Source organism: Methylobacterium sp. Leaf85, from assembly GCF_001422125.1.
GTDB lineage: Bacteria > Pseudomonadota > Alphaproteobacteria > Rhizobiales > Beijerinckiaceae > Methylobacterium > Methylobacterium bullatum.
On record NZ_LMME01000004.1, the window covers coordinates 93,778 to 113,758 of the forward strand.

Annotated in this window: 14 protein-coding genes, 3 tRNA genes and 2 pseudogenes; 16 read left to right on the top strand and 3 right to left on the bottom strand. The window is 68.3% G+C overall.

The annotated features are described in order from the left end of the window. The first annotated feature begins 17 nt into the window (after positions 1-17). The 10 genes from ASF08_RS04590 (at position 18) to ASF08_RS04635 (ending at position 10,655) form a co-directional block, all read left to right on the top strand. Positions 18-884: an alpha/beta hydrolase gene (locus tag ASF08_RS04590; RefSeq protein WP_056141933.1), complete on the top strand. Its 867-nt coding sequence runs from the start codon at positions 18-20 to the stop codon at positions 882-884. Beyond that, positions 881-3,253 carry a xanthine dehydrogenase family protein molybdopterin-binding subunit gene (locus ASF08_RS04595; RefSeq protein WP_056141936.1) on the top strand — a complete coding sequence of 791 codons (2,373 nt, stop codon included), beginning with the start codon at positions 881-883 and terminating at the stop codon, positions 3,251-3,253. Before ASF08_RS04590 ends, ASF08_RS04595 begins: the two co-directional genes overlap by 4 nt. Next, positions 3,250-4,125: an FAD binding domain-containing protein gene (locus ASF08_RS04600; protein ID WP_056141939.1), complete on the top strand. Its 876-nt coding sequence runs from the start codon at positions 3,250-3,252 to the stop codon at positions 4,123-4,125. The genes ASF08_RS04595 and ASF08_RS04600 overlap by 4 nt, the downstream gene beginning before the upstream one ends. Continuing rightward, the gene (locus ASF08_RS04605) at positions 4,122-5,345 is read left to right on the top strand and encodes a xanthine dehydrogenase family Fe-S subunit (protein WP_056141941.1); all 1,224 of its coding nucleotides are present in this window, start codon (positions 4,122-4,124) and stop codon (positions 5,343-5,345) included. The genes ASF08_RS04600 and ASF08_RS04605 overlap by 4 nt, the downstream gene beginning before the upstream one ends. Positions 5,346-5,401: 56 nt before the next feature. Then, positions 5,402-6,553, top strand: a complete 1,152-nt coding sequence (locus tag ASF08_RS04610) for an ABC transporter substrate-binding protein (RefSeq protein ID WP_056141944.1) — start codon at positions 5,402-5,404, stop codon at positions 6,551-6,553. A 370-nt stretch (positions 6,554-6,923) separates the two neighbouring features. After that, entirely contained in the window at positions 6,924-7,796 is an 873-nt protein-coding gene (locus tag ASF08_RS04615; RefSeq protein ID WP_056141947.1) for a branched-chain amino acid ABC transporter permease, read from the top strand. After that, on the top strand, positions 7,793-8,824 hold the full coding sequence (locus tag ASF08_RS04620; RefSeq protein WP_056141952.1) for a branched-chain amino acid ABC transporter permease: 1,032 nt from the start codon (positions 7,793-7,795) through the stop codon (positions 8,822-8,824). The genes ASF08_RS04615 and ASF08_RS04620 overlap by 4 nt, the downstream gene beginning before the upstream one ends. Beyond that, entirely contained in the window at positions 8,821-9,636 is an 816-nt protein-coding gene (locus tag ASF08_RS04625) for an ABC transporter ATP-binding protein (RefSeq protein ID WP_187273441.1), read from the top strand. Before ASF08_RS04620 ends, ASF08_RS04625 begins: the two co-directional genes overlap by 4 nt. Beyond that, positions 9,629-10,333 carry an ABC transporter ATP-binding protein gene (locus tag ASF08_RS04630; RefSeq protein ID WP_018042461.1) on the top strand — a complete coding sequence of 235 codons (705 nt, stop codon included), beginning with the start codon at positions 9,629-9,631 and terminating at the stop codon, positions 10,331-10,333. The genes ASF08_RS04625 and ASF08_RS04630 overlap by 8 nt, the downstream gene beginning before the upstream one ends. After that, positions 10,305-10,655, top strand: coding sequence for a Rieske (2Fe-2S) protein (locus tag ASF08_RS04635; protein ID WP_056141955.1), 351 nt, complete (start codon positions 10,305-10,307; stop codon positions 10,653-10,655). Before ASF08_RS04630 ends, ASF08_RS04635 begins: the two co-directional genes overlap by 29 nt. 170 nt (positions 10,656-10,825) lie before the next feature. On the opposite strand, the gene ASF08_RS04640 is transcribed toward ASF08_RS04635, so the two are convergent. Continuing rightward, on the bottom strand, positions 10,826-11,572 hold the full coding sequence (locus ASF08_RS04640; protein ID WP_238254161.1) for a phosphotransferase family protein: 747 nt from the start codon (positions 11,570-11,572) through the stop codon (positions 10,826-10,828). Between the two features lie 73 nt (positions 11,573-11,645). Between ASF08_RS04640 and ASF08_RS04650 the strand changes: the two are divergent. Together ASF08_RS04650 and ASF08_RS04655 are read left to right on the top strand one after the other, a co-directional pair. Further along, positions 11,646-12,852: pseudogene (locus ASF08_RS04650) on the top strand (IS3 family transposase). Positions 12,853-12,883: 31 nt separating this feature from the next. Beyond that, positions 12,884-13,348, top strand: a pseudogene (locus ASF08_RS04655) (integrase core domain-containing protein); the annotation flags it as partial. Between the two features lie 227 nt (positions 13,349-13,575). On the opposite strand, the gene ASF08_RS04660 reads toward ASF08_RS04655, so the two are convergent. Then, a tRNA-Gln gene (locus tag ASF08_RS04660) sits at positions 13,576-13,649 on the bottom strand. A 743-nt stretch (positions 13,650-14,392) separates the two neighbouring features. Here ASF08_RS04660 and glpD point away from each other — a divergent pair. Further along, entirely contained in the window at positions 14,393-15,907 is a 1,515-nt protein-coding gene (gene glpD, locus ASF08_RS04665; protein WP_056141962.1) for a glycerol-3-phosphate dehydrogenase, read from the top strand. Positions 15,908-16,004: 97 nt separating this feature from the next. Further along, complete coding sequence (glpK, locus tag ASF08_RS04670; protein WP_056141964.1) at positions 16,005-17,510, top strand: glycerol kinase GlpK; 1,506 nt, start codon at positions 16,005-16,007, stop codon at positions 17,508-17,510. Positions 17,511-17,567: 57 nt separating this feature from the next. Here the strand turns inward: glpK and ASF08_RS04675 are convergent. Next, positions 17,568-17,641, bottom strand: a tRNA-Cys gene (locus ASF08_RS04675). A 206-nt stretch (positions 17,642-17,847) separates the two neighbouring features. On the opposite strand from ASF08_RS04675, the gene ASF08_RS04680 reads away from it, so the two are divergent. Both ASF08_RS04680 and ASF08_RS04685 read left to right on the top strand, forming a co-directional pair. Further along, a tRNA-Asn gene (locus ASF08_RS04680) sits at positions 17,848-17,923 on the top strand. A gap of 364 nt (positions 17,924-18,287) precedes the next feature. Next, positions 18,288-19,589: a glycosyltransferase family 4 protein gene (locus tag ASF08_RS04685; RefSeq protein WP_238254163.1), complete on the top strand. Its 1,302-nt coding sequence runs from the start codon at positions 18,288-18,290 to the stop codon at positions 19,587-19,589. The last annotated feature ends 392 nt before the right edge of the window (positions 19,590-19,981 follow it).

The window sequence follows — 19,981 nt, forward strand, 5'->3', positions numbered from 1 at the left end:
TCGAAGGAGACGACCGCATGAGGGCCGATCCGTCCCCACTGCCGCCCGACCCCCGGCGCGATTGGTCCCGCCTCGACCGGGCGGCGCGCGATGCTGCCTACGATAACAATGCGGCGGTACCCGATGCCGCCGCCCAGGCCGCTGCGCGGAACGCGGCCTCCGCCGCCTACCGCGCCGCGCATCCGGGCGCCCTCGACATCCCTTATGCGCCGGCGCCGCGCACGGCCCTCGACCTCTATCCGGCGACAAACCCGGCCGCGCCCTGCCTCGTCTTCATTCACGGCGGCTATTGGCAGCGCAATTCCCCTGACCTGTTCGCCTGCTTCGCCGAAGGCACTGCCGCCGCCGGCTGGTCCGTGGCGATGCCGGGCCACACCCTCGCCCCCGAAGCGAGCCTGACGCAAATCGTCGAGGAGATCGGCTTGTGCCTCGACTGGCTGGCAGAGCACGGGCCGGCTCACGGCGTTGCCGGTCCGTTGGTGATCGCCGGCTGGTCGGCGGGGGCGCATCTCGCGGCGATGCAGCTCCATCATCCGGCCGTTGTGGCAGGGCTCGCGATTTCGGGCGTCTACGAACTCGGGCCCATCCGTGACACCGGCCTGAACGATGCCCTCTCACTCACCGACGCTGAGGTCGCGGCCTTCTCACCCCTGCGCCTGCCGGTGATGGGGAAACCCTTGGCCATTGCTTATGGCAGCGCCGAGCGCCCGGCCCTCGTCCACGACGCCCGTGACTTCCATGCCCTGCGCAGCGCCCACCACGCGCCGGGGCCGCTCGTCCCCGTGGCGGGGGCCGAACACTTCTCGATCTTGAACGAACTGCGTCGTCCCGGCGGCGTGCTGGTGCGCGCCGCGATCGACCTCATCGAGGGGAGACACGCATGAGCGACGCGAACGGCCTCACCGAGGGCGTCGGCGCCCGCCTGCCCCGCAAGGAAGACGACCGCCTGATGCGCGGGCGCGGACACTATGTCGGCGATCTGCGCCTGCCCGGCCTGCAGGATGTCGCCTTCGTCCGCAGCCCCCTGGCGCATGCCCGCATCCGGGCGATCCACGTACCTGACGCGTTTCGCGGGCAGGTGTTCACGGCGGCCGACCTCGCGGACGTGCAGCCGATCCGGGCCGTCTCGGGGCTCGCCGGCTTCAAGGTCTCCGAGCAGCCGGTCCTGGCCAAGGACAAGGTCCGGCAGGTCGGGGAATTGCTGGCGATCTGCCTCGCGCCGACGCGGGCGCAAGCCGAAGACATCGCCGCCGCCATCGTCCTCGACCTCGAGGAGCTTCCGGCCGTGCACGACATGCTCGCCGCCCGCGAGCCCGGCTCCGCCCTGGTCCACGAGCATTGGGGCGACAACGTTTTTCTTGAGACCCTGGTCGACGTGAACTTCACTTCGGCGCTCGACGCTCCGATCAAGGTCTCGCGCACCATCTCCACCGGACGCCAGTGCATGGCGCCCATCGAGGGGCGGGGCACGGTGGTGCATCTCGACCACCGCATGGACCAGCTCGTGGTCCACACGGCGAGCCAGATGCCGCACATCGTGCGCAACGGCCTCTCCGAATGTCTCGGCATCGAGCAGGGGCGCCTGCGCATCGTCTCGCCCGATGTGGGCGGCGGCTTCGGCTACAAGGCGATCCTGCTCGCCGAGGATGTCTGCCTCGCCTGGCTGGCGCTCCGCGTCGGCCACCCCGTGCGCTGGCTGGAAGACCGGCGCGAGCACCTCACCGCCAACGCCAATTGCCGCGAGCACCATTACCGCATCACCGCCTATGCGGAACGGGACGGCACCCTCCGGGGCATCGATTGCGAGGCCACGGTCGATTCCGGTGCCTACTCGGCCTACCCGTTCTCCGCCTGCCTGGAGGCCGCGCAGGTGGCCAGCATCCTGCCCGGCCCCTACGACTTCCCGGCCTATCGCTGCCGGACCTGGTCGGTGGCCACCAACAAATGCCCGATCCTGCCCTATCGCGGGGTCGCCCGGACCGGCGTGTGCTTTGCCATGGAACTGATCCTCGACGCGGTGGCGGCCGAGGCGGGCATCGAACCCTGGACGGTGCGCGAGAAGAACCTCGTGCGGGCCGAGCAGATGCCCTTCGACAACATCACCGCCAAGCATTTCGACAGCGGCGACTACCCGCAGGCGTTGAGACGCGCCCTCGCCGCCATCGACGTCGACGCCGTTCGGGCGCGCCAGCGGACACCCGAGGCCGACGGGCGCCGCATCGGCCTCGGACTCTCGATCTATTGCGAGCAGGCGGCGCACGGCACCTCGGTCTATTCCGGCTGGGGCATCCCCATGGTGCCGGGCCACGAGCAGGCCGGCGCGCGGCTCACCCCCGATGGCGGCCTCGAACTCCGGATCGGCGCCCATTCCCACGGGCAGGGATTGGAGACGACCCTGGCGCAGGTGGCGCACGAAATCCTCGGCGTGCCGGTGGCTCGCACGCGCCTCGTCCATGGCGACACCGCGATGACGCCGTATTCCACCGGTTCCTGGGGATCGCGCGTCATGGTGATGGCGGGCGGCGCCGTGGCGTCGGCCTGCCGCGAGCTCAGCTTGCGGGCGCTCCGCATCGGGGCGCACCTGCTCCAGGCCGACCCGGCGGACTGCCGCTTCGAGGCGGGTCGCGTCGTCGGCCCCTCGGGCGATGTCGGCCTCGCCCAGATCGCCCACACCTGGTACCGGCGCCCGCAGGATCTGGCCCTCGATGTCGATCCGGGCGGCCTCGAAGTCACCGCCGGTTACAAGCCGCAACGCGATTCCGGCACCTTCTCCTACGCCGCCCATGCGGCCCTCGTCGCCGTGGACCCCGATTTAGGGGCGGTGGAAATCCTCGACTACGTCATCGTCGAGGATGGCGGCACCCTCGTGAACCCGCTGGTGGTGGACGGCCAGATCTATGGCGGCCTCGCGCAGGGGATCGGCACGGCCCTCTACGAGGAGATGCGCTTCGATTCCCGGGGCCAGCCGCTGGCCTCCACCTTCGCCGACTACCTCCTGCCGGGGCCGGCGGAGGTGCCCGAACCTCGCATCGACCACATGGAGACCCCCTCCCCCTACACGCAGTTCGGCGTGAAGGGGATCGGCGAGGGCGGGGCCATCGCGCCCCCGGCCGCGCTCGCCAACGCCATCAACGACGCCCTGCGCCCCCTCGGTGTGGCGATGCTGCATGCGCCGGTGAGCCAGCATCGGATCGTCGAGGCCGTGCTGGAGGCCCGCGACGCGGCCTCTGCCCGCAGCCGGGAGGCCGCATGAAACCCGCCCGTTTCGCCTATGAGCGCCCCGGCGATCTGCCCGCCCTGCTCGCCCGGCTCGCCACCGCCGAGGGCAGCGTGAAGCTGATGGCCGGGGGGCAATCCCTCGGACCGATGCTGAACCTGCGCCTCGTCGAACCCGACCTCGTCCTCGACATCACGGGCATCCCCGAGCTGCGTCGGGCGTCCGTCGAAGGCGAGACCCTGGTGCTCGGCGCCTGCATCACCCATGCGGATATCGAGGACGGGCGCGTCCCCGACCTGACGGGCGGCGCCATGGCGCGGGTGGCGATGGCCATCGCCTACCGGCCGGTGCGCAATCGCGGCACGATCGGCGGCTCCCTCGTCCATGCCGATCCGGCCGCCGACTGGGTCACGTCGCTGATCGCCCTCGGCGCCGAAGTCGAACTGGCCTCGGCCTCCGGCCGCCGCCGGCTGGCCCTGGAGGACTTCGTCACCGGCGCCCTCGACGTGGCCCTGGCGCCCGGCGAAATGCTGGTCGCCGTGCGGATTCCCGCCCTCCCTCCCGGCACCGCCTGGGGCTACGTCAAGCATTGCTCCAAGATCGGCGAGTTCGCCCACGCCATCGGGGCCGTGCGGATCGAGCCCCATGCCGGACGCGGCCGCGTGGTGATCGGCGCCATCGAGCGTACGCCCCTCGTGCTGCCGGACGCCTCCGAGCTGTTCGGCGGCCGGATCGGCCCCGACTTCGCCGAACGCTTCGATGCACGGGCCGCCGATGCGCGCCTGCGCGGGGCCGGGATGATCGACGCCGTCGACCGCCACGTCCACGTCACCGTTCTGGCGCGCGCCATCGCGCAGGCGGCTGCCGCGCCGCCCTCCCTCACACGCACAGTCGGCGAGGCCGCATGAGCACCGCATCGTTCGCCCTCCGCGACGAGAGCCCGCCCCTCGCTCTCACCGTCAACGGCCGGGCGCGGAGCCTTCGGGCCGAGCCGCGCACCCATCTCGCCGACGTCCTGCGCGACACCCTCGACCTCACTGGAACCCATCTCGGCTGCGAGCACGGAATCTGCGGCGCCTGCACGGTGCTCCTCGACGGCGAGCCGGCGCGGGCCTGCCTGACCATCTCCGGCGCCTGCGCGGGCGCCGAGGTGACCACCATCGAAGGGCTCGACGACGACCCGGTCGCCGGAGAACTGCGCGCCGCCTTCAACCGCGAGCACGCCCTTCAGTGCGGCTACTGCACGCCCGGCATGCTCATCGCCGCCCGCGACCTCGTCCTGCGCCTGCCGGACGCCGACGAGCGCCGCATCCGTGCCGGCCTCTCGGGCAATCTATGCCGCTGCACCGGTTATGTCGGCATCGTCCGGGCGGTGCGCGGCGTCATCGCCGAGCGTCGCGCCCGCGGCATCGGGCCGACGACCGGCGGACAGCGCGGCCTCGGCCCCGTCGGCGCGCGCCTCGGCACATCGTCCGGCCCGGCATCGGATGCGGCCCGCACGCCCCTACGGCCCGTCGCGCAGGCCGAGACCGCACCGTCGATTGCCGATCTCGACGGCGATTTCGTGCCCGCGCACCGGTTCGACCAGGCCTTCACCGTGGCGCACCCGCCCGACACCGTTTTCGCCTTGTTCGGCGACGTCGAGGCCGTGGCCGCCTGCCTGCCCGGCGCCATGCTGACGGGCCAGCCGACTCCGGACGCCGTCGAGGGCGCGCTTCAAGTGCGGATCGGGCCGATCGCCGCGCGCTTTCGCGGTCGCGCCCGGATCTTTCGCGATGAGGCGGTTCGCACGGGACGCATCCTCGGGGCCGGCAGCGACGCGGGCGGACGCTCCGCCACGCAGGGCGAGATCCGCTACCGCGTCGGACCGGGCGAGATCCCCGGTACCGCCCGGATCGATCTCGCCGTCGGCTACACCCTCCAGGGGCCGTTGGCGCAGTTCGGGCGGCCGGGGCTCGTGCGCGACCTCGCCGGACGCCTCGGGGCCGACTTCGCCGCGAACCTCGAAGCCCGGCTCTCCGGTGCGCCGGTCCCGGCCGCCACGGGCCTCAACCCCCTGCGCCTGCTCCTCACGATGTTGACGACCTCCCTGCGCCGGCGCCTCGCCGCATGGGGCCGCCGTCCCTGACCGTCGCCTCCTCCCCGCGATCCTGCCCGCGATCCTGCCAAAGACCGGAGACCACCATGACGCGCAGCCACACGATCCCCGCTCTGACCCTCGCCTTCGTCCTGTCGGCGGGGGTGGCCCACGCGCAGGCCATCCGGATCGGCGTCAACGAGCCCCTGACCGGACCCTTTGCGGCGTCGGGCACCTACGTGGTCAATGGCGCCAGGATCGCCGCCGACCAGATCAACGCCAAGGGCGGTGTCTTGGGACGTAAGCTCGAACTCGTCGTCGAGGACAACAAGAGCAACCCCACAGAAGCGGCGGCGGTGGCCGAAAAACTCATCACCAGCGACAAGACCCCGGTGCTGATGGGCGCCTGGGGGTCCAGCCTGACGCTCGCGGTGATGCCCAAGCTCGCCGATTACGAGACCGCGATGCTGGTGGAGACCTCGTCGTCGGGCAAGATCACCACCTCGGGCAACCCCTACGTCTTCCGCATCTCCCCGCCCTCGGCCCTCGAAGCCGAGGCCTTCGCGCCGATGGTCGAAAAGCTCGGCCTGAAGAAGGTCGATTTCCTGGCCATCAACAACGACTGGGGCCGGGGGGCGGCGGCCGATTTCGGCAAGATGCTCAAGGGCAAGGGTGTCACGGTCGGCCTCGTGGAGACCATGGACCAGGGCGCGCAGGACATGAGCGCCCAACTCTCCAAGCTGAAGGGCTCGGATGCCGACACGCTTCTGATCACGGCCGCCGTCGATCAACTGACGCTCCTGTTCAAGCAGATGGCGGCGCTCGGCCTCAAAAAGCGGATCATCACCACCGGCGGCTCCCAGAATCCGGACCAGATCATCGCCCAGGCGGGTGCTGCCGCCGAGGGGACGATGCATCTCACCACCTTCCTGCCCTGGTACCCGGAGAAGACCCCGAACCCGACGGCCACCGCCTACTTCATCGGCGAGTGGAAGAAGCGCGGCTTCGAGTTCGCCGGCGTCACCGAGAGCTTTCGCGGCTACGACGGCATCCGCGCCATCGCGGCGGCCATCGAGAAGGGCGGCGCCGCCGATGCGGCCTCGATCAAGAAGGGCTTCTGGTCGGTCGATTTTACCGGCCTCAACGGCCCGATCCGCTTCGCCAAGTCCGGCCCCGTCGGGTCCGAGAGCGGCCAGAGCAAGCCCGACGTCTACCTCGTCAAGATCGACGGCGGAAAAGTCGTGGTGCCGACGCTCTAGCCGCGCGCATGCCTCCCGGCTCGCACCCCTCGGGTATCACATGCGGAACAGGCTCTCCTCCTTAGGGCTACTGGATTCCCCATCTGTTTTTGCAGGCAGAGCGCGTCCCTCTCCCCCTTGTGGGGAGAGGTTAGGAGTGGGGGTGGCTCCGCTAGCCCCCGCAAGCTGAGGGTCGCTCAACCACCCCCACCTCCAAATCCTCCCCACAAGCTCGACGGATCTCGGGCAGGCCCGAGATCCGCTGGGGAGGAGGGCCGCCCATCCCGCGCAATTGCCGTCACGCTGACGGACAGGGATCCGCGCCAAGCTTGCTGACCCTGCACTGACGCTCAGCCGACGATCGTATCACCTGCTTACAGGCGAGGCCTCGATGACCGAATTCCTGCAGCACCTCCTCAACACCTTGGTCCTGGGGGGCACCTATGCCCTGCTCGGCATCGGGCTGACCCTGATCTTCGGGATCATGAACGTGGTGAACTTCACCCACGGGGCGCTCTACACGGTGGGCGCCTACGTCATGTACCTCGCCGTCACGGCCCTCGGGCTCGGCTTCTTCGCCGCCCTGCCGACCGCGATCCTCGGCGGCCTCCTGCTCGGCGCAATCCTCGACCTCGTGCTGCTGCGGCCGTTGCGCGGCGCGGACATGGACACGACCATGCTGGTGATGATCGGGGCCGGCATCGTCCTGCAATCGGGCACGCTCTGGCTGTTCGGCGGTGTCGCCAAATCGATCCCGACCCCTTTCCCGGATGCGCCCCTTCAACTCGGACCCGTCTCGGTGTCGTGGTTGCGGCTGTTCGTGCTGGGCGCGGCCCTCGCGCTGATCGGGCTGACCTACTGGCTCATCAACCGGACCCGCCTCGGGCTGGCCATGCGGGCCACCTTCCAGGACCACGACACCGCCTCGCTGATGGGGGTCAACGTACGGCTCATCTACACCGCGACCTTCGCCATCGGCTCCAGCCTCGCGGCGGCGGCGGGCGCACTCCTCGGGCCGGTTTACGTGGTGTTCCCGCAGATGGGCGGCATGGCCGAACTGAAGGCCTTCGCCATCGTGATTCTCGGCGGGCTCGGCAACATCACCGGGGCGGCCATCGGCGGCTTCATCCTGGCGCTCGCCGAGGAACTGGGCGCCGGCTACATCTCGTCGGGCTACCGGGACGCCATGGGCTTCCTGATCATCATCGCGGTGCTGATCTTCAAGCCGACGGGCCTCTTCGCCAAGGCGGAGCGCATCGGATGACCCGGCACCTCCCCGCTCTCGCCCTCCTGGCGGCGCTGGCCGCCCTGCCCTTCGCGCTGGGCCACAACCCCTACCTGCTCAACGCGTTGATCACGACGGGCATCGTCACCATCGCGGCCATGAGCCTGAACTTGCTCCTCGGCTTCACCGGGCAGCTCAGCCTCGGGCACATCGCCTTCTTCGGCATCGGCGCCTATGTCAGCGCCCTCACGAGCCTCGGCTTCGACGTGGAACTGCTGGGGGGCCTTCGCGTCGTGCACGAGCCCTGGCCGCCGGTGGTGGGGTTCGGCCTCGCCGTACTGGCGACGGCCSCCTGCGGCTACCTCGTCGGCCGCCTCTCCTTCCGGGTGCGGGGCGCCTATTTCGTCATCGTGACGATCTCCTTCGCCGAGGTGGTTCGCCTCGTGGCCCTCAACTGGGTGGAGCTGACCCAGGGCCCCCTTGCGCTGACGGGTATCCCGCCTTTCAGCCTCTGGCTCCCCGGCCTCGGCACGACGACCCTGCGCACGAAGCTGCAGAACTACTACCTCGTCCTCGTGGTCGGCACGCTCTGCTACGCGCTCATCGCGCGTCTCGTGCGCTCGCGCTTCGGCCGGGCCATGCGGGGCCTGAAGGAGAACGAGTCCCTCGCCCTCTCGGTGGGCATCAACGCCACCCGGACACTGACCCTCGCGGCGGTGATCTCGGCAGCGATGGCGGGGGCGGCCGGCAGCCTCTACGCCCATTACCTGCGCATCATCGACCCCGACGTGTTCCTGTTCTCCACCACGGTGACCATGGTCATCATGGTGGTGGGCGGCGGCAAGGGCACGCTGCTCGGCCCCGTCGTCGGCGGCCTGATCTTCGGCCTGCTCCCCGTCGCCCTGCGTCCGGTCATGGTCCCTGAGGCGCAGTGGATGGTGTTCGGCCTCGTGCTGATCGTGATCCAGTTCGTCATGCCCCGGGGCATCGTGCCGGGCCTCGCTCGCCTCGCCACGCGCCGCCGCGCTTCGGAACCCGCCCGCGTTCCCGTGGAGGTCAGGCCATGAGCGAGATCCGCGCTCCCATCCTGTCGGTGGACCATGTCGGCGTGCGCTTCGGCGGCCTCGTCGCCATCGCCGACCTGCATTTCGACGTCCATCCCGGCGAGATCGTCAGCCTGATCGGCCCGAACGGGGCCGGCAAGACGACGGCCTTCAACGTGATGACGGGCTTCCTGAAGCCCAGCCAGGGTCAGGTCCGGTTCCGCGGCACCGGCCTCCAGGGGTTGCAGCCCCACGAGATCGTCCGTCTCGGCCTAAGTCGGACGTTTCAGCGTACCAGCGTGTTCCCCGACGACACCGTGTTCGACAACGTGATGATCGGCCTGCATCGGCGGGGCCGCACGCGGCTGGTCGACACGCTGCTCGGGCGGGACCGCGCCGGTGAGGCGGCTCTGCGAGACCGGGCCCGTGAACTCCTCGACTGGGTCGGGCTCTCCGGCCGGTCCCAGGACAAGGCCGGGTCGCTGGCCTATGGCGAGCAGCGCCTCGTCGGGGTCGCGCTGGCGCTGGCCACGGAGCCCGCCATGCTGCTCCTCGACGAACCGGTTTCCGGCATGAACGCCTCCGAGACCCAGGTCTTCGTGCGCCTGATCCGCTCGATCCGCGAGCGCGGCGTCACCGTCCTCCTCGTCGAGCATGACATGCCGATGGTCATGGAGGTCTCCGACCGGATCGTGGTGCTGAATTACGGCCGCCTCATCGCCGAGGGGCCGCCGGCGGCGATCCGATCCGATCCGACCGTGATCGAAGCCTATCTCGGCCAGGGCAGTGCCGCCCGCGAAGCCGCACAGGCCGCCAGGGAGACGAACGATGCTTGAGATCCGGGATCTCGTCTGCGGCTACGGCGCGGTAACGGCCCTGAAGGGGCTCTCGCTCAAGGTGGACGAAGGGCAGCTCGTGGCCCTGGTGGGGGCCAACGGCGCCGGCAAGTCGACGACGCTCCGGGCGGTGTCGGGGCTCATTCCGGCGCGCTCGGGCAGCATCCACTTCGCCGGCCGGGACATCACCGGCACCGACCCGCGCAAGGTGCTGGCCCAGGGCATCGCCCATTGCCCGGAGGGGCGGCGGGTCTTTCCGCAAATGAGCGTCGCGGAGAACCTCGCCATGGGCGCCTACCTGCGGCGCGATCCGGCCGGGGTGTCCGCCGATCTCGCGCGCATCTACGGCGAGTTCCCGCGCCTCGCCGAGCGCAAGCACCAAGCCGCCGGCACCCTTTCGGGGGGCGAGCAGCAGATGCTGGCGATCGGCCGCGCGCTGATGTCCCGTCCCCGGCTCGTCCTGTTCGACGAGCCCTCCCTGGGCCTTGCCCCCAACATCGTCGAGCGCATGTTCGCCGTCATCCGGGCGATCTGCGACACCGGCACCACGGTCCTCCTCGTGGAGCAGAACGCCTTCGCGGCCCTGGAACTCTGCGACTACGCCTACCTCTTGGAGACCGGCCGGATCGTGCTGGCGGGAACAGGCTCGACGTTGATCGCGGATCCTCATGTGCGCCAAGCCTATCTCGGCGGCTGACAGCGGGCGCTGGGTTCACGTCTGCCGTATCGAGGCGCTCGCCGGCAATGCGATCATCCCGGTCTTCGTGGCGGGCCGTCATCTCGTCCTCGTGCAGGACGGCGACGGGATCTTCGCCGCGGAACGGGCCTGCCCGCATGAGGGGGCGGATCTCGCCCTGGGCCATTGCTCCGGAGGGCGCCTGTTCTGCCCGCGGCACCTGGCATGGTTCGCGCTCGCGACCGGTGCCGTCTCGGCGGGATGGTCCTTTCGTGCTCTTCGCACCTACCCGACCCGCAGGGAGGGGGAGGATATCCAAGTTCTGATCGAGTTCCGTGGATGAGGGTGACGAAGGGTGCAGGCCGGTGACGAAACACGTCGTCCTGTAGAAGGGGGATGACCGAGACTGCACCGTTGGCGGACGTGCAGCCCATCTCCTTGTCGAAGGTGGCGGGATCGAGCAACAGGGCTCGAAACGGGCGCTTCGTTCGGCGCGGAGACGGAGCCTTTCGATCAGAGCGCCTTCGGGAAGGCCGGCCAGCATGGATCGTTCATGATCGAACGGGCACGCATGTGCTTCCAGATACCGTACTTGTAGAAGTCGAAGTCGAGGCTGGAGATCGTGTGCTGCACCATCGCCCAAGTCCACCATTTCACATCGGCGAGCGCCTTGTGGACCATCCGGCGAGCGAACGAGGCCTCGTCGTAGCGCCCGAAATACGCCTCGATCAGCTCGCGATCGACACTTTCGGAGGAGAACATCTCTCCGCTCCAGATCGCGAAGTCGTAGAGACGGTCGTTGTTGGACGCGTATTCGAAGTCGATGAGCAGGATGGAGCCGTCCTCGCCGACGAGGAAGTTGCCCGGCATCGGATCGTTGAAGCAGGGTACGAGATCGAGACCGGAGGCTTCGAGCGCCGCCTGTGCCAGGCGAGCCTGGTGGGACAGCCACGCGTGGTCGGGCGGCACGGGCGCCCGAAGTTCCGCCACCTGCCGGTCGTGCTCGGCGATCATGTCGAACACGGTCTTGGTGAGCGGCAGCAGCGGCGCCGCATGGAAGCGGCGATAGACGTCCATCGCCTCGGTCCGCAGGGCGGCGTCGGCAAAGTCGCGGTGGGTCGAGGGGCGCCGGCCATCCACGAACTCGGCGATCTCGATGTCCTGTGCATCGAGATGGTCGAAGGTGCGGGGGGCGAGGCCGATCCCTGCCGGCTGGCGGCGCGGGCGGCGGCGCGGTCGCTCCCTTTCCGCCGTCAGCACCTGTGGGACAGTGATCCTCCCCCGGTTTCGCGGACACCTCTGATACGCTTCTCGCGGGCGGGGAAGGTGTTTGATGGCCAAGACGAGACGCGAGTTTGCTTCGCTGCACCTTTCGGTGTCACCCCGGAGTTCAAACGCGAGGCGGTGGCGCTGCTGGAGAGCAGTGGCCGACCACAGATGCAGATCGCCGCGGAACTTGGGATCCAACCGTCGATGCTGAGGCAATGGCGCACGGCGCTGACGGGCGGCTGCCCGCCACCGCGGCCAGCGGGATTCCCAGGAACCGCGCCGATGAGCCCGGTGTCATCGCCATCCGATCAGGCGGCCGAGATCGCCCGTCTGCGGCGTGAACTCGACCGGACGCGCATGGAGCGCGACGTCCTAGAAAAAGCGATCGGCATCTTCGCGGAGATGCCCAAGTGACGTTCGCTTTCATCGCGCAGCATGCGGGCACCTGGCCGGTGCGTCTCATGTGCCGCGTGCTCGAAGTCTCCCCGAGCGGCTATTACGGCTGGCGATCACGCCCCGAGAGTGCCCGGTCGGCGTCGAACCGTCAGCTCTTGGCCGACGTCCAGCGTATCCATGCCGGGCATCTCAGGCGCTACGGCGCGCCTCGCGTGCATGCCGCGCTGCGGGCAGAGGGCCGAACGGCCAGTCGCGGGCGGGTGGAACGCCTGATGCGCCGTCACGGCATCAGGGCTCTGGCAGGACGTCAGTTCCGGCCCTGCACGACCGACAGCCGTCATGACCTGCCGATCGCACCGAACCTCCTGAAGCAGCAGTTATCGGCCGCGCTGCCCAATACGGTCTGGCTGGCAGATATCACCTATCTGCCGACCGGAGAGGGCTGGCTTTACCTGGCCGCCGTCCTCGATCTCGCAACCCGCAAGATCGTCGGCTGGTCCATGCGCGAGAACATGCGGACCGAATTGACGTCGGCGGCTCTGATGATGGCCACCCAACGGCAACGACCGGGGGCTGGCCTCATCTGCCACTCGGATCGCGGCAGCCAATACGCCGCCGAAGCCTATCGCAAACAGCTCGCCGACATGAAGGCGACGCCCTCCATGAGCCGGACGGGCTGCTGTTACGACAACGCTCCCATGGAGAGCTTCTTACACACCCTCAAGCTCGAACTCGTCCACCAACAACGATGTGCGACCCGGGACGAGGCTCGACGCGACTTGTTCGCCTACATTGAGGGCTACTACAATCGACAGCGCATCCATTCGGCTCTCGGCTACATCACCTCCGAGCAGGCCGAACGGAATGCGAGCTAACCCCCGTGTCCGCGAAAGCGGGGGAGGATCACTGTGCACGACGATGCAGGCCAGCGACGTCACCGCCACGCTCGACCTGGCGCTGGGTGCGGCTGGGCTCGATCAGGCGCGGGTGATGCAGCGGCCACGCCTGCTCTCCGATAACGGGCCGAGCTACGTCGCCAGCGACCTGACCGACTGGCTCGGCATTCGGGGCATGACCCACATCCGCGGTGCGCCATGCCATCCTCGAACGCAGGGCAGGATCCAGCGTTGGCATCAGACGCTCAAGAACCGCATCCTGCTCGAACACGCCTACCTGCGAGGCGAGCTGGAGACGCAGGTTGCCGATTTCGTCGAACGTGACAACCATGCCCGAGCCCATGAGAGCCTGAGCAACCTCACGCCCGCTGACGTCTACTTCGGACGCGGCGAAGGGATCCTGGCCGAGCGGGAACGCACCAAGCACCAGACCCTGATGGATCGCCGCTTGCGCCACCACGCGCAGGCCGCCTGACCTCATTACCCCAGATGGACCAGAGCCTCCGCTCCTGGATACCGCCGAATGTCCCAAATCATCTGACGACGGACACGTCCACGCAGGACGACATTCGCGATCGGCGCCACTCCGCTCCTTCGGCACCTGGCTGGGTGCCTTGTGTAGCAGCGGTGTGTAGCAACAGGCTCACACCGCAGGGCGACTGCGAGAGGAGCTCAATGATCTGAAGGGCTTAGATGTGACAGTGGCTGGGGGACGAGGATTCGAACCTCGACTAGAGGAGTCAGAGTCCACTGTTCTACCGTTAAACTATCCCCCAACGAACCCGTGAAAGACACGACGTTTTTGCCGCCGTTCTCCGAGCTTGGCCGGAAGCTTCGTGAGCGCTTCCGAACGAGGTTGTTCGCATAAGGCACTGTTCCTGTCCGGTCAACCACCCGAATGAAGCCAAACAGGGCGATCGCTCGAAGGGAAGGAATCCCGGAGCTGCGTTTGGCCGGAGTCACGGGGGGCCTGTCACGTCGGAGCGGCAAGCGGTCCGCACTTTCGGGCCTGCGTCGCCCGTACCCCGTGGAGATGCGGCCCGTGGAGGCGTGCGAGATCGAGGCCTGATGGACGTGCGGGGCAGTCGACCCGCGCATGCTCCGTGCCTCGAGCGGGTTCCCTATGGGCCGGACGCATGGCGGCCGGTCGGCTGCCGGTCGAATGGGGAGGATCGTGCCGGAAGGCCGGCTTGTCGAAACGGATATGCCGTTTTAGCCCTTATATCGAGCGGCGCTCATCCCGACCGATGGGTCGTCCTCAGCACGTTCGGCGGACGCCCGCCGCAGCGCAGTCGCGCGGGCGGCCGACGATGAGGTTTCCTCATCGTCGGCCGGTATTAGTGAAAACATCTTGAGGTCCGATGACTTCTCGTGTCGTCTCGATCCGGGCCGGTCGCCGATATCCCCGATCCCGCGATCTCCGGCGCGGGCATCCCTGACGGAGGCGGCCGTGCCGGCTCGACCTGTCCCCCCTCAATTATCGGGAGGGCTTCGAGGATGGGGAGAGAGAGGTCACGGCTTGGACGCGAGCGATTACGATCTCCTCGTCATCGGCGGCGGCATCAACGGCGCGGGCATCGCGCGCGATGCGGCGGGGCGCGGCCTTCGGGTGATGCTCTGCGAGCGCGGGGATCTGGCCGAATTCACCTCGTCCTCCTCCACCAAGCTCATCCATGGCGGCCTGCGCTACCTCGAACATTACGAGTTCCGGCTGGTGCGGGAGGCTCTGGCCGAGCGCGGACGCCTGCTGCGGCTGGCGCCCCACATCATCTGGCCGTTGCGCTTCGTCCTGCCGCATGACGAGGGCCTGCGCCCCGCCTGGATGCTGCGGCTCGGACTGTTCCTCTACGACCATCTCGCCCGCCTGCGCGCCCTTCCCGGCTCCGCCTCGGTGACTCTCCCAGGCTCGGATTTCGGCCTGCCGCTGCAGCCGCGTCTGACGCGGGGCTTCGCCTATTCGGATTGCTGGGTCGAGGACAGTCGCCTCGTGGTGCTCAACGCCATGGATGCGCGCGAGCGCGGGGCCCAGATCCGGACGCGCACCACCGTCGAAGCGGCCCGTCGCGACGGGACATCCTGGGTCGCCACGATCCGCCACATGGGGACTGGCCGCAGCGAGGCCGTGCATGCGGGGATGATCGTCAACGCGGCCGGTCCCTGGGTGAGCGAGACCCTTGGGCACACGCTCGGCCTTGCCAGCCGGGCGGCGGTCAGGCTGGTGAAGGGCAGCCACATCGTCGTCCGCAAGCTCTACGAGGGCGATCACGCCTATATCCTGCAGCAGCCGGACGGGCGCATCGTGTTCGCGATACCCTACGAGGGCGCTTTCACCCTCATCGGCACCACCGACGTGCCCCATTCCGGCGAACCGGGGCCGGTCCGCATCTCCGAGGACGAGACCCTCTATCTCTGCGACTGCATCAACCGGTCGCTCCGGGCTCGGATCCATCCCTGCGACGTGGTCTGGAGCTTCTCGGGCGTGCGCCCGCTCTTCGACGATGCCGCCGCGAAGGCCTCCGCGGTCACCCGCGACTACGTCCTCGACGTCTCCGACCGGGATGGCCGCCTGCCCGTGCTCTCGGTCTTCGGCGGCAAGATCACCACCTACCGGCGCCTCGCCGAACACGCGTTGGCCAAGCTCGCCCCCTATCGCCCCGGGATGAAGCCCGCCTGGACCGGCGATGCGGTTCTGCCGGGCGGCGACATGCCGGGTGCCGATTTCGAGGGGTTCCTCGCCGACCTCATGGCGCGCAGGCCCTTCCTGCCACCCGCGATGGGACGGCGTCTCGCCCGGGCCTACGGCACGCGCACGGACGGCCTGCTCGGCACGGCTCGGACCCTCGCCGATCTCGGGGCGGATTTCGGGGAAGGGCTCACCGAGGCCGAGGTGGCGTATCTGATCGACCGGGAATGGGCGCGCAGCGCTCAGGACATCCTCTGGCGCCGCTCGAAGCTCGGGCTGCACCTGCCGCCCGAGGGACGGGCGCGGCTCGAAGCCTATATGGAGGCCAAGGCCAAAGCCGAAGCGGCCTGACCGGGGACGCGAACCCGCTTCGCTCTTTGCTGTGTCGCGGGTTTTTATCGCAGAACCGGGGGTCACTTCTGCGAAACCTGCTTAGGGGGAGACGGCCATGTCGCGCTATGTCGGGGCGATCGATCAGGGCACGACCAGCACGCGCTTCATCGTCTTCGATCGCGTCGGCGCGATCATCACGGTCGCCCAGCGCGAGCACGAGCAGATCTACCCCCGACCCGGCCATGTGGAGCACGACGCCAACGAGATCTGGCGCAACACCCGGACCGTGATGCGCGAGGCCCTGGAGACGGCGGGGCTGCAGCCGTCCGATCTCGTTTCCATCGGCATCACCAACCAGCGCGAGACCACCCTGATCTGGGATCGCGCCAGCGGGCGCCCGCTCCACAACGCCCTGGTCTGGCAGGACACGCGGGTGGACGGGCTCGTGGCCGAGTTCGCCCGCGACGGCGGCAAGGATCGTTTCCGTGCGCTCACCGGCCTACCCTTGGCGAGCTATTTCTCCGGCCTCAAGCTCGTCTGGCTCCTCGACCGGGTGCCCGGTGCCCGCGCGGCGGCCGAGGCCGGGGATGTCCTGTTCGGGACCATCGACACCTGGCTCGTCTGGAACCTCACCGGCGGCCCGCAGGGCGGTCTCCACATCACCGACGCGACCAATGCCAGCCGCACCCAGCTCATGGCCCTCGACACCCTCGACTGGGATGCCGGCATGATTTCGGCCTTCGGCATCCCGCGGGCGATGTTGCCGAGGATCGTCTCCTCGAGCATGGTCTATGGCGAGACGCGGGGCGCCCTCCCCGGGGTGCCCATCGCCGGCATCCTCGGTGACCAGCAGGCGGCCCTGTTCGGCCAGGCCTGCTTCTCGCCCGGCAAGGCCAAGAACACCTACGGCACCGGCTGCTTCGTGCTGATGAACACCGGGACGGCTCCGGTGCCCTCCACCTGCGGCCTCGTCACCACCCTCGCCTACCGGCTCGGCGACGAGGCGCCGGTCTATGCGCTGGAAGGCTCCATCGCCATCACGGGCGCCCTGGTCCAGTGGCTGCGCGACAATCTCGGCCTCATCCGGGACAGCGCCGAGATCGAGCCCCTCGCCCGCACCGTGGAGGACAATGGCGACGTGTACTTCGTGCCGGCCTTCTCGGGCCTCTACGCGCCGCATTGGCGGGAGAGCGCGCGCGGCATCATCGCCGGCCTCACCCGCTACGCCAACAAGGGTCACATCGCCCGTGCCGCCCTGGAGGCCACCGCCTACCAGACCCGCGAGGTCATCGAGGCGATGGAGACGGATTCCGGAATTGCGATCACGGAACTGCGGGCCGATGGCGGCATGGTCTGCAACGACCTCCTGATGCAGTTCCAGGCGGACCTCCTCGCCGTGCCGGTGCTGCGACCGAAGGTGACGGAGACCACGGCGCTGGGCGCCGCCTACGCGGCGGGGCTCGCCTCGGGATACTGGGCCGGCACCGGCGATCTCGTGGCCAATTGGGGCGTCGACCATCGCTGGCACCCGCGTATGGACGAGGGCCGGCGCAACCGGCTCTACGCCGCCTGGGGCAAGGCGGTGACGCGCTCGTTCGGGTGGACCGAGCCGACGGGATGAAGCGCCCCGGCCATGACCGGGAGCTCTTCCTTGCAAAACAGGGGATCGAGAAAGATTTGGAGGCCTCGCCCGGAATCGAACCGGGGTGCAAGGATTTGCAGTCCTCTGCGTAACCACTCCGCCACGAGGCCTCGGCCACATCCCATCGAGGAAGGAATGGCGCCTCCGGATCGGGCGGGCGATCCGGGGTGACGGGTCTCTTACAGAGCCCGGGCCGGGTCCGCAACGGGGATTCCGCGACAGGAGGCCAAACGGAGGCGAGGCCGTAAACAAAGCCGACAAATATGCGAAGAGGCCTTGCGTCCCGCCAAAGCCGTGTGTAGAGACCCCGCCATGGTCCCCGATAGCTCAGTTGGTAGAGCAAGCGACTGTTAATCGCTTTGTCGTAGGTTCGAGTCCTACTCGGGGAGCCAAATACCTTCTCCGTTCCCCGGCTGTGCCGGACGAGACGCCGGATGAGGGTGGTGAACCTCTTCTCCCCAGCACTTCCCTTGTCGCCGTGATGCCTGCCATCGAGATCGATGGGGCCGCCTTCGGCCTGACCGGCTATGCGCGGTTGGTGCGATGAAGTAGCCTCGTCCGGCAGTGGGATGAGGTCATAGTTTCGACGCGTCGTGCACGCACTTGGCCACTGCGTTTTTAAAGAGGCGGGGCGTTCCGAACGATGGCGAGAATCGCTGACTCCGGGGGCGGTCAGAGAAGGATGCATGTCATGCGGCGATGCCTGTCCATCGTCGGAACCAAAATGCAGGTTCCATGACGGCTTCGAACATCTTGATGGATTACACGGATCTGGTGTCCTTCTTCAAAAGAGGGCTTCCGATCACGGGGATCCAACGGGTCGTCTACGAAATCACCAGCGCGATCCAGGCGGACGATCTCGACTGCGTCATCACACCGATCGGCATCACGCCCTTCAAGCGGCGGCTCGCTCCCATCAGCGCTCCGATGCTGGAGCTGATCGAGGCGTATGGCCGAACCAACACCGTCCAGGGCCGCTCCCTCGTCGCCAAGGCGGTGGAGGAACTGAGCTATGTCCGCATCTTCAAGAACCAGCCGGCGGCGGCGGCCGACAGTTCCATGCCCCGGTCGGCTCCGTGGCTGGTGATGCTCGGGGCGAGCTGGTCGCGCTCGAACTATGCCGGCATCGTCAGCGCGCTGAAATCCGCCGACATCTCCTGTCGCAAGGCGGTCCTCGTCCACGACATGCTGCCGATCGAGCGGCCCGAGCTCACGTTCCGGTCGGCCCATGCCACGTTCAAGCGCTGGATCGACCTCGTGCTCGAGACGGCGGATGTGATCTTCACGCCGTCCCGCGCCACCGCGGACGCGCTCATTGCCTATCAGGGGTTCGATTGTGGGCGGATCGTGACGCTCAATTTCGGTGTGTCCCAGATCGGCGACAACACCCCGCCGAAGCCGCTGAAGGTCAAGGGACCCTACATCCTCTACGTTTCGTCGGTGCACCCGCGCAAGAATCACCGCGTCGCCATCAAGGCCTGGTCGCTGGCGTTCAAGGGCAACGAGGAGGCGGCCCCGAGCCTCGTCTGCGTCGGGCACAGCAAGCGCAAGAAGCGCATGATGCTGCGCGCCATCGTCAGGCGGACTCCGCTCGCGCGGAAGCTCCACTTTCTCGCCAAGGTCGACGACCTGGCCCTGCGGACGCTCTACAAGAACTGTCAGATGTTCGTGTTTCCGTCCCGCTACGAGGGGTGGGGACTGCCGGTGGCCGAGGCCCTGAGCTTCGGCAAGTTCGGCATCGTCTCGAAAACCACCTCCCTGCCCGAGGTCGGCCAGCATTTCGTCGATTATGCTCTGCCCCATATGACGAGCGAATGGGTCGCCAAGATCAAGGCCTACGCCACCGACCCCGAGTCGCTCCGGGAGAAGGAGCGCGAGATCGACAGGAATTATAGGCCCGCCACCTGGACGGAGACCGGCCGGCAGATCCTGGCGGCCCTGCAGCGCGTGGATGACGAGGCCAAGGCCGCCTCTGTCGCCAAGCGCCCCGCCCCGCCGCGCCGCGTCGCGCCGCAGTCGGACGCGGCGCGGCAGCGCGTCCCTCAGACCACGTCGTGATGGCACTCGTCCCCTCCCCGCCTTTCGTCGGCCGGAGCGAGACCGATGGCATCCCGCGGTTTTGCCGATGCCGCGACCTCTCGGCCTGGACACCCCGCGGAATCAGCCTTAATCAGGCGCACCAATGACTTGGGAGGATTGGCGGGCTTGGCATTCAGGCACTCAAATGCAGGATGACCTCGGCGTCCGCCGACAGGACAGGGTCGGCGAACGCTCCGAACTGCCGGAAATATAGTCACTCGAGCGGCGATGGCATTTTTGCGCAGCCCGTATTCCTGGTTGCGGTGGGACGAATACGAGAGCGTCCTGACGATGCTGGCGGATTTGAATCACACCATTACGATACGATCATTGTTTTCGTTTTAGAGAATCCAAGAACCAAGGACGTGATC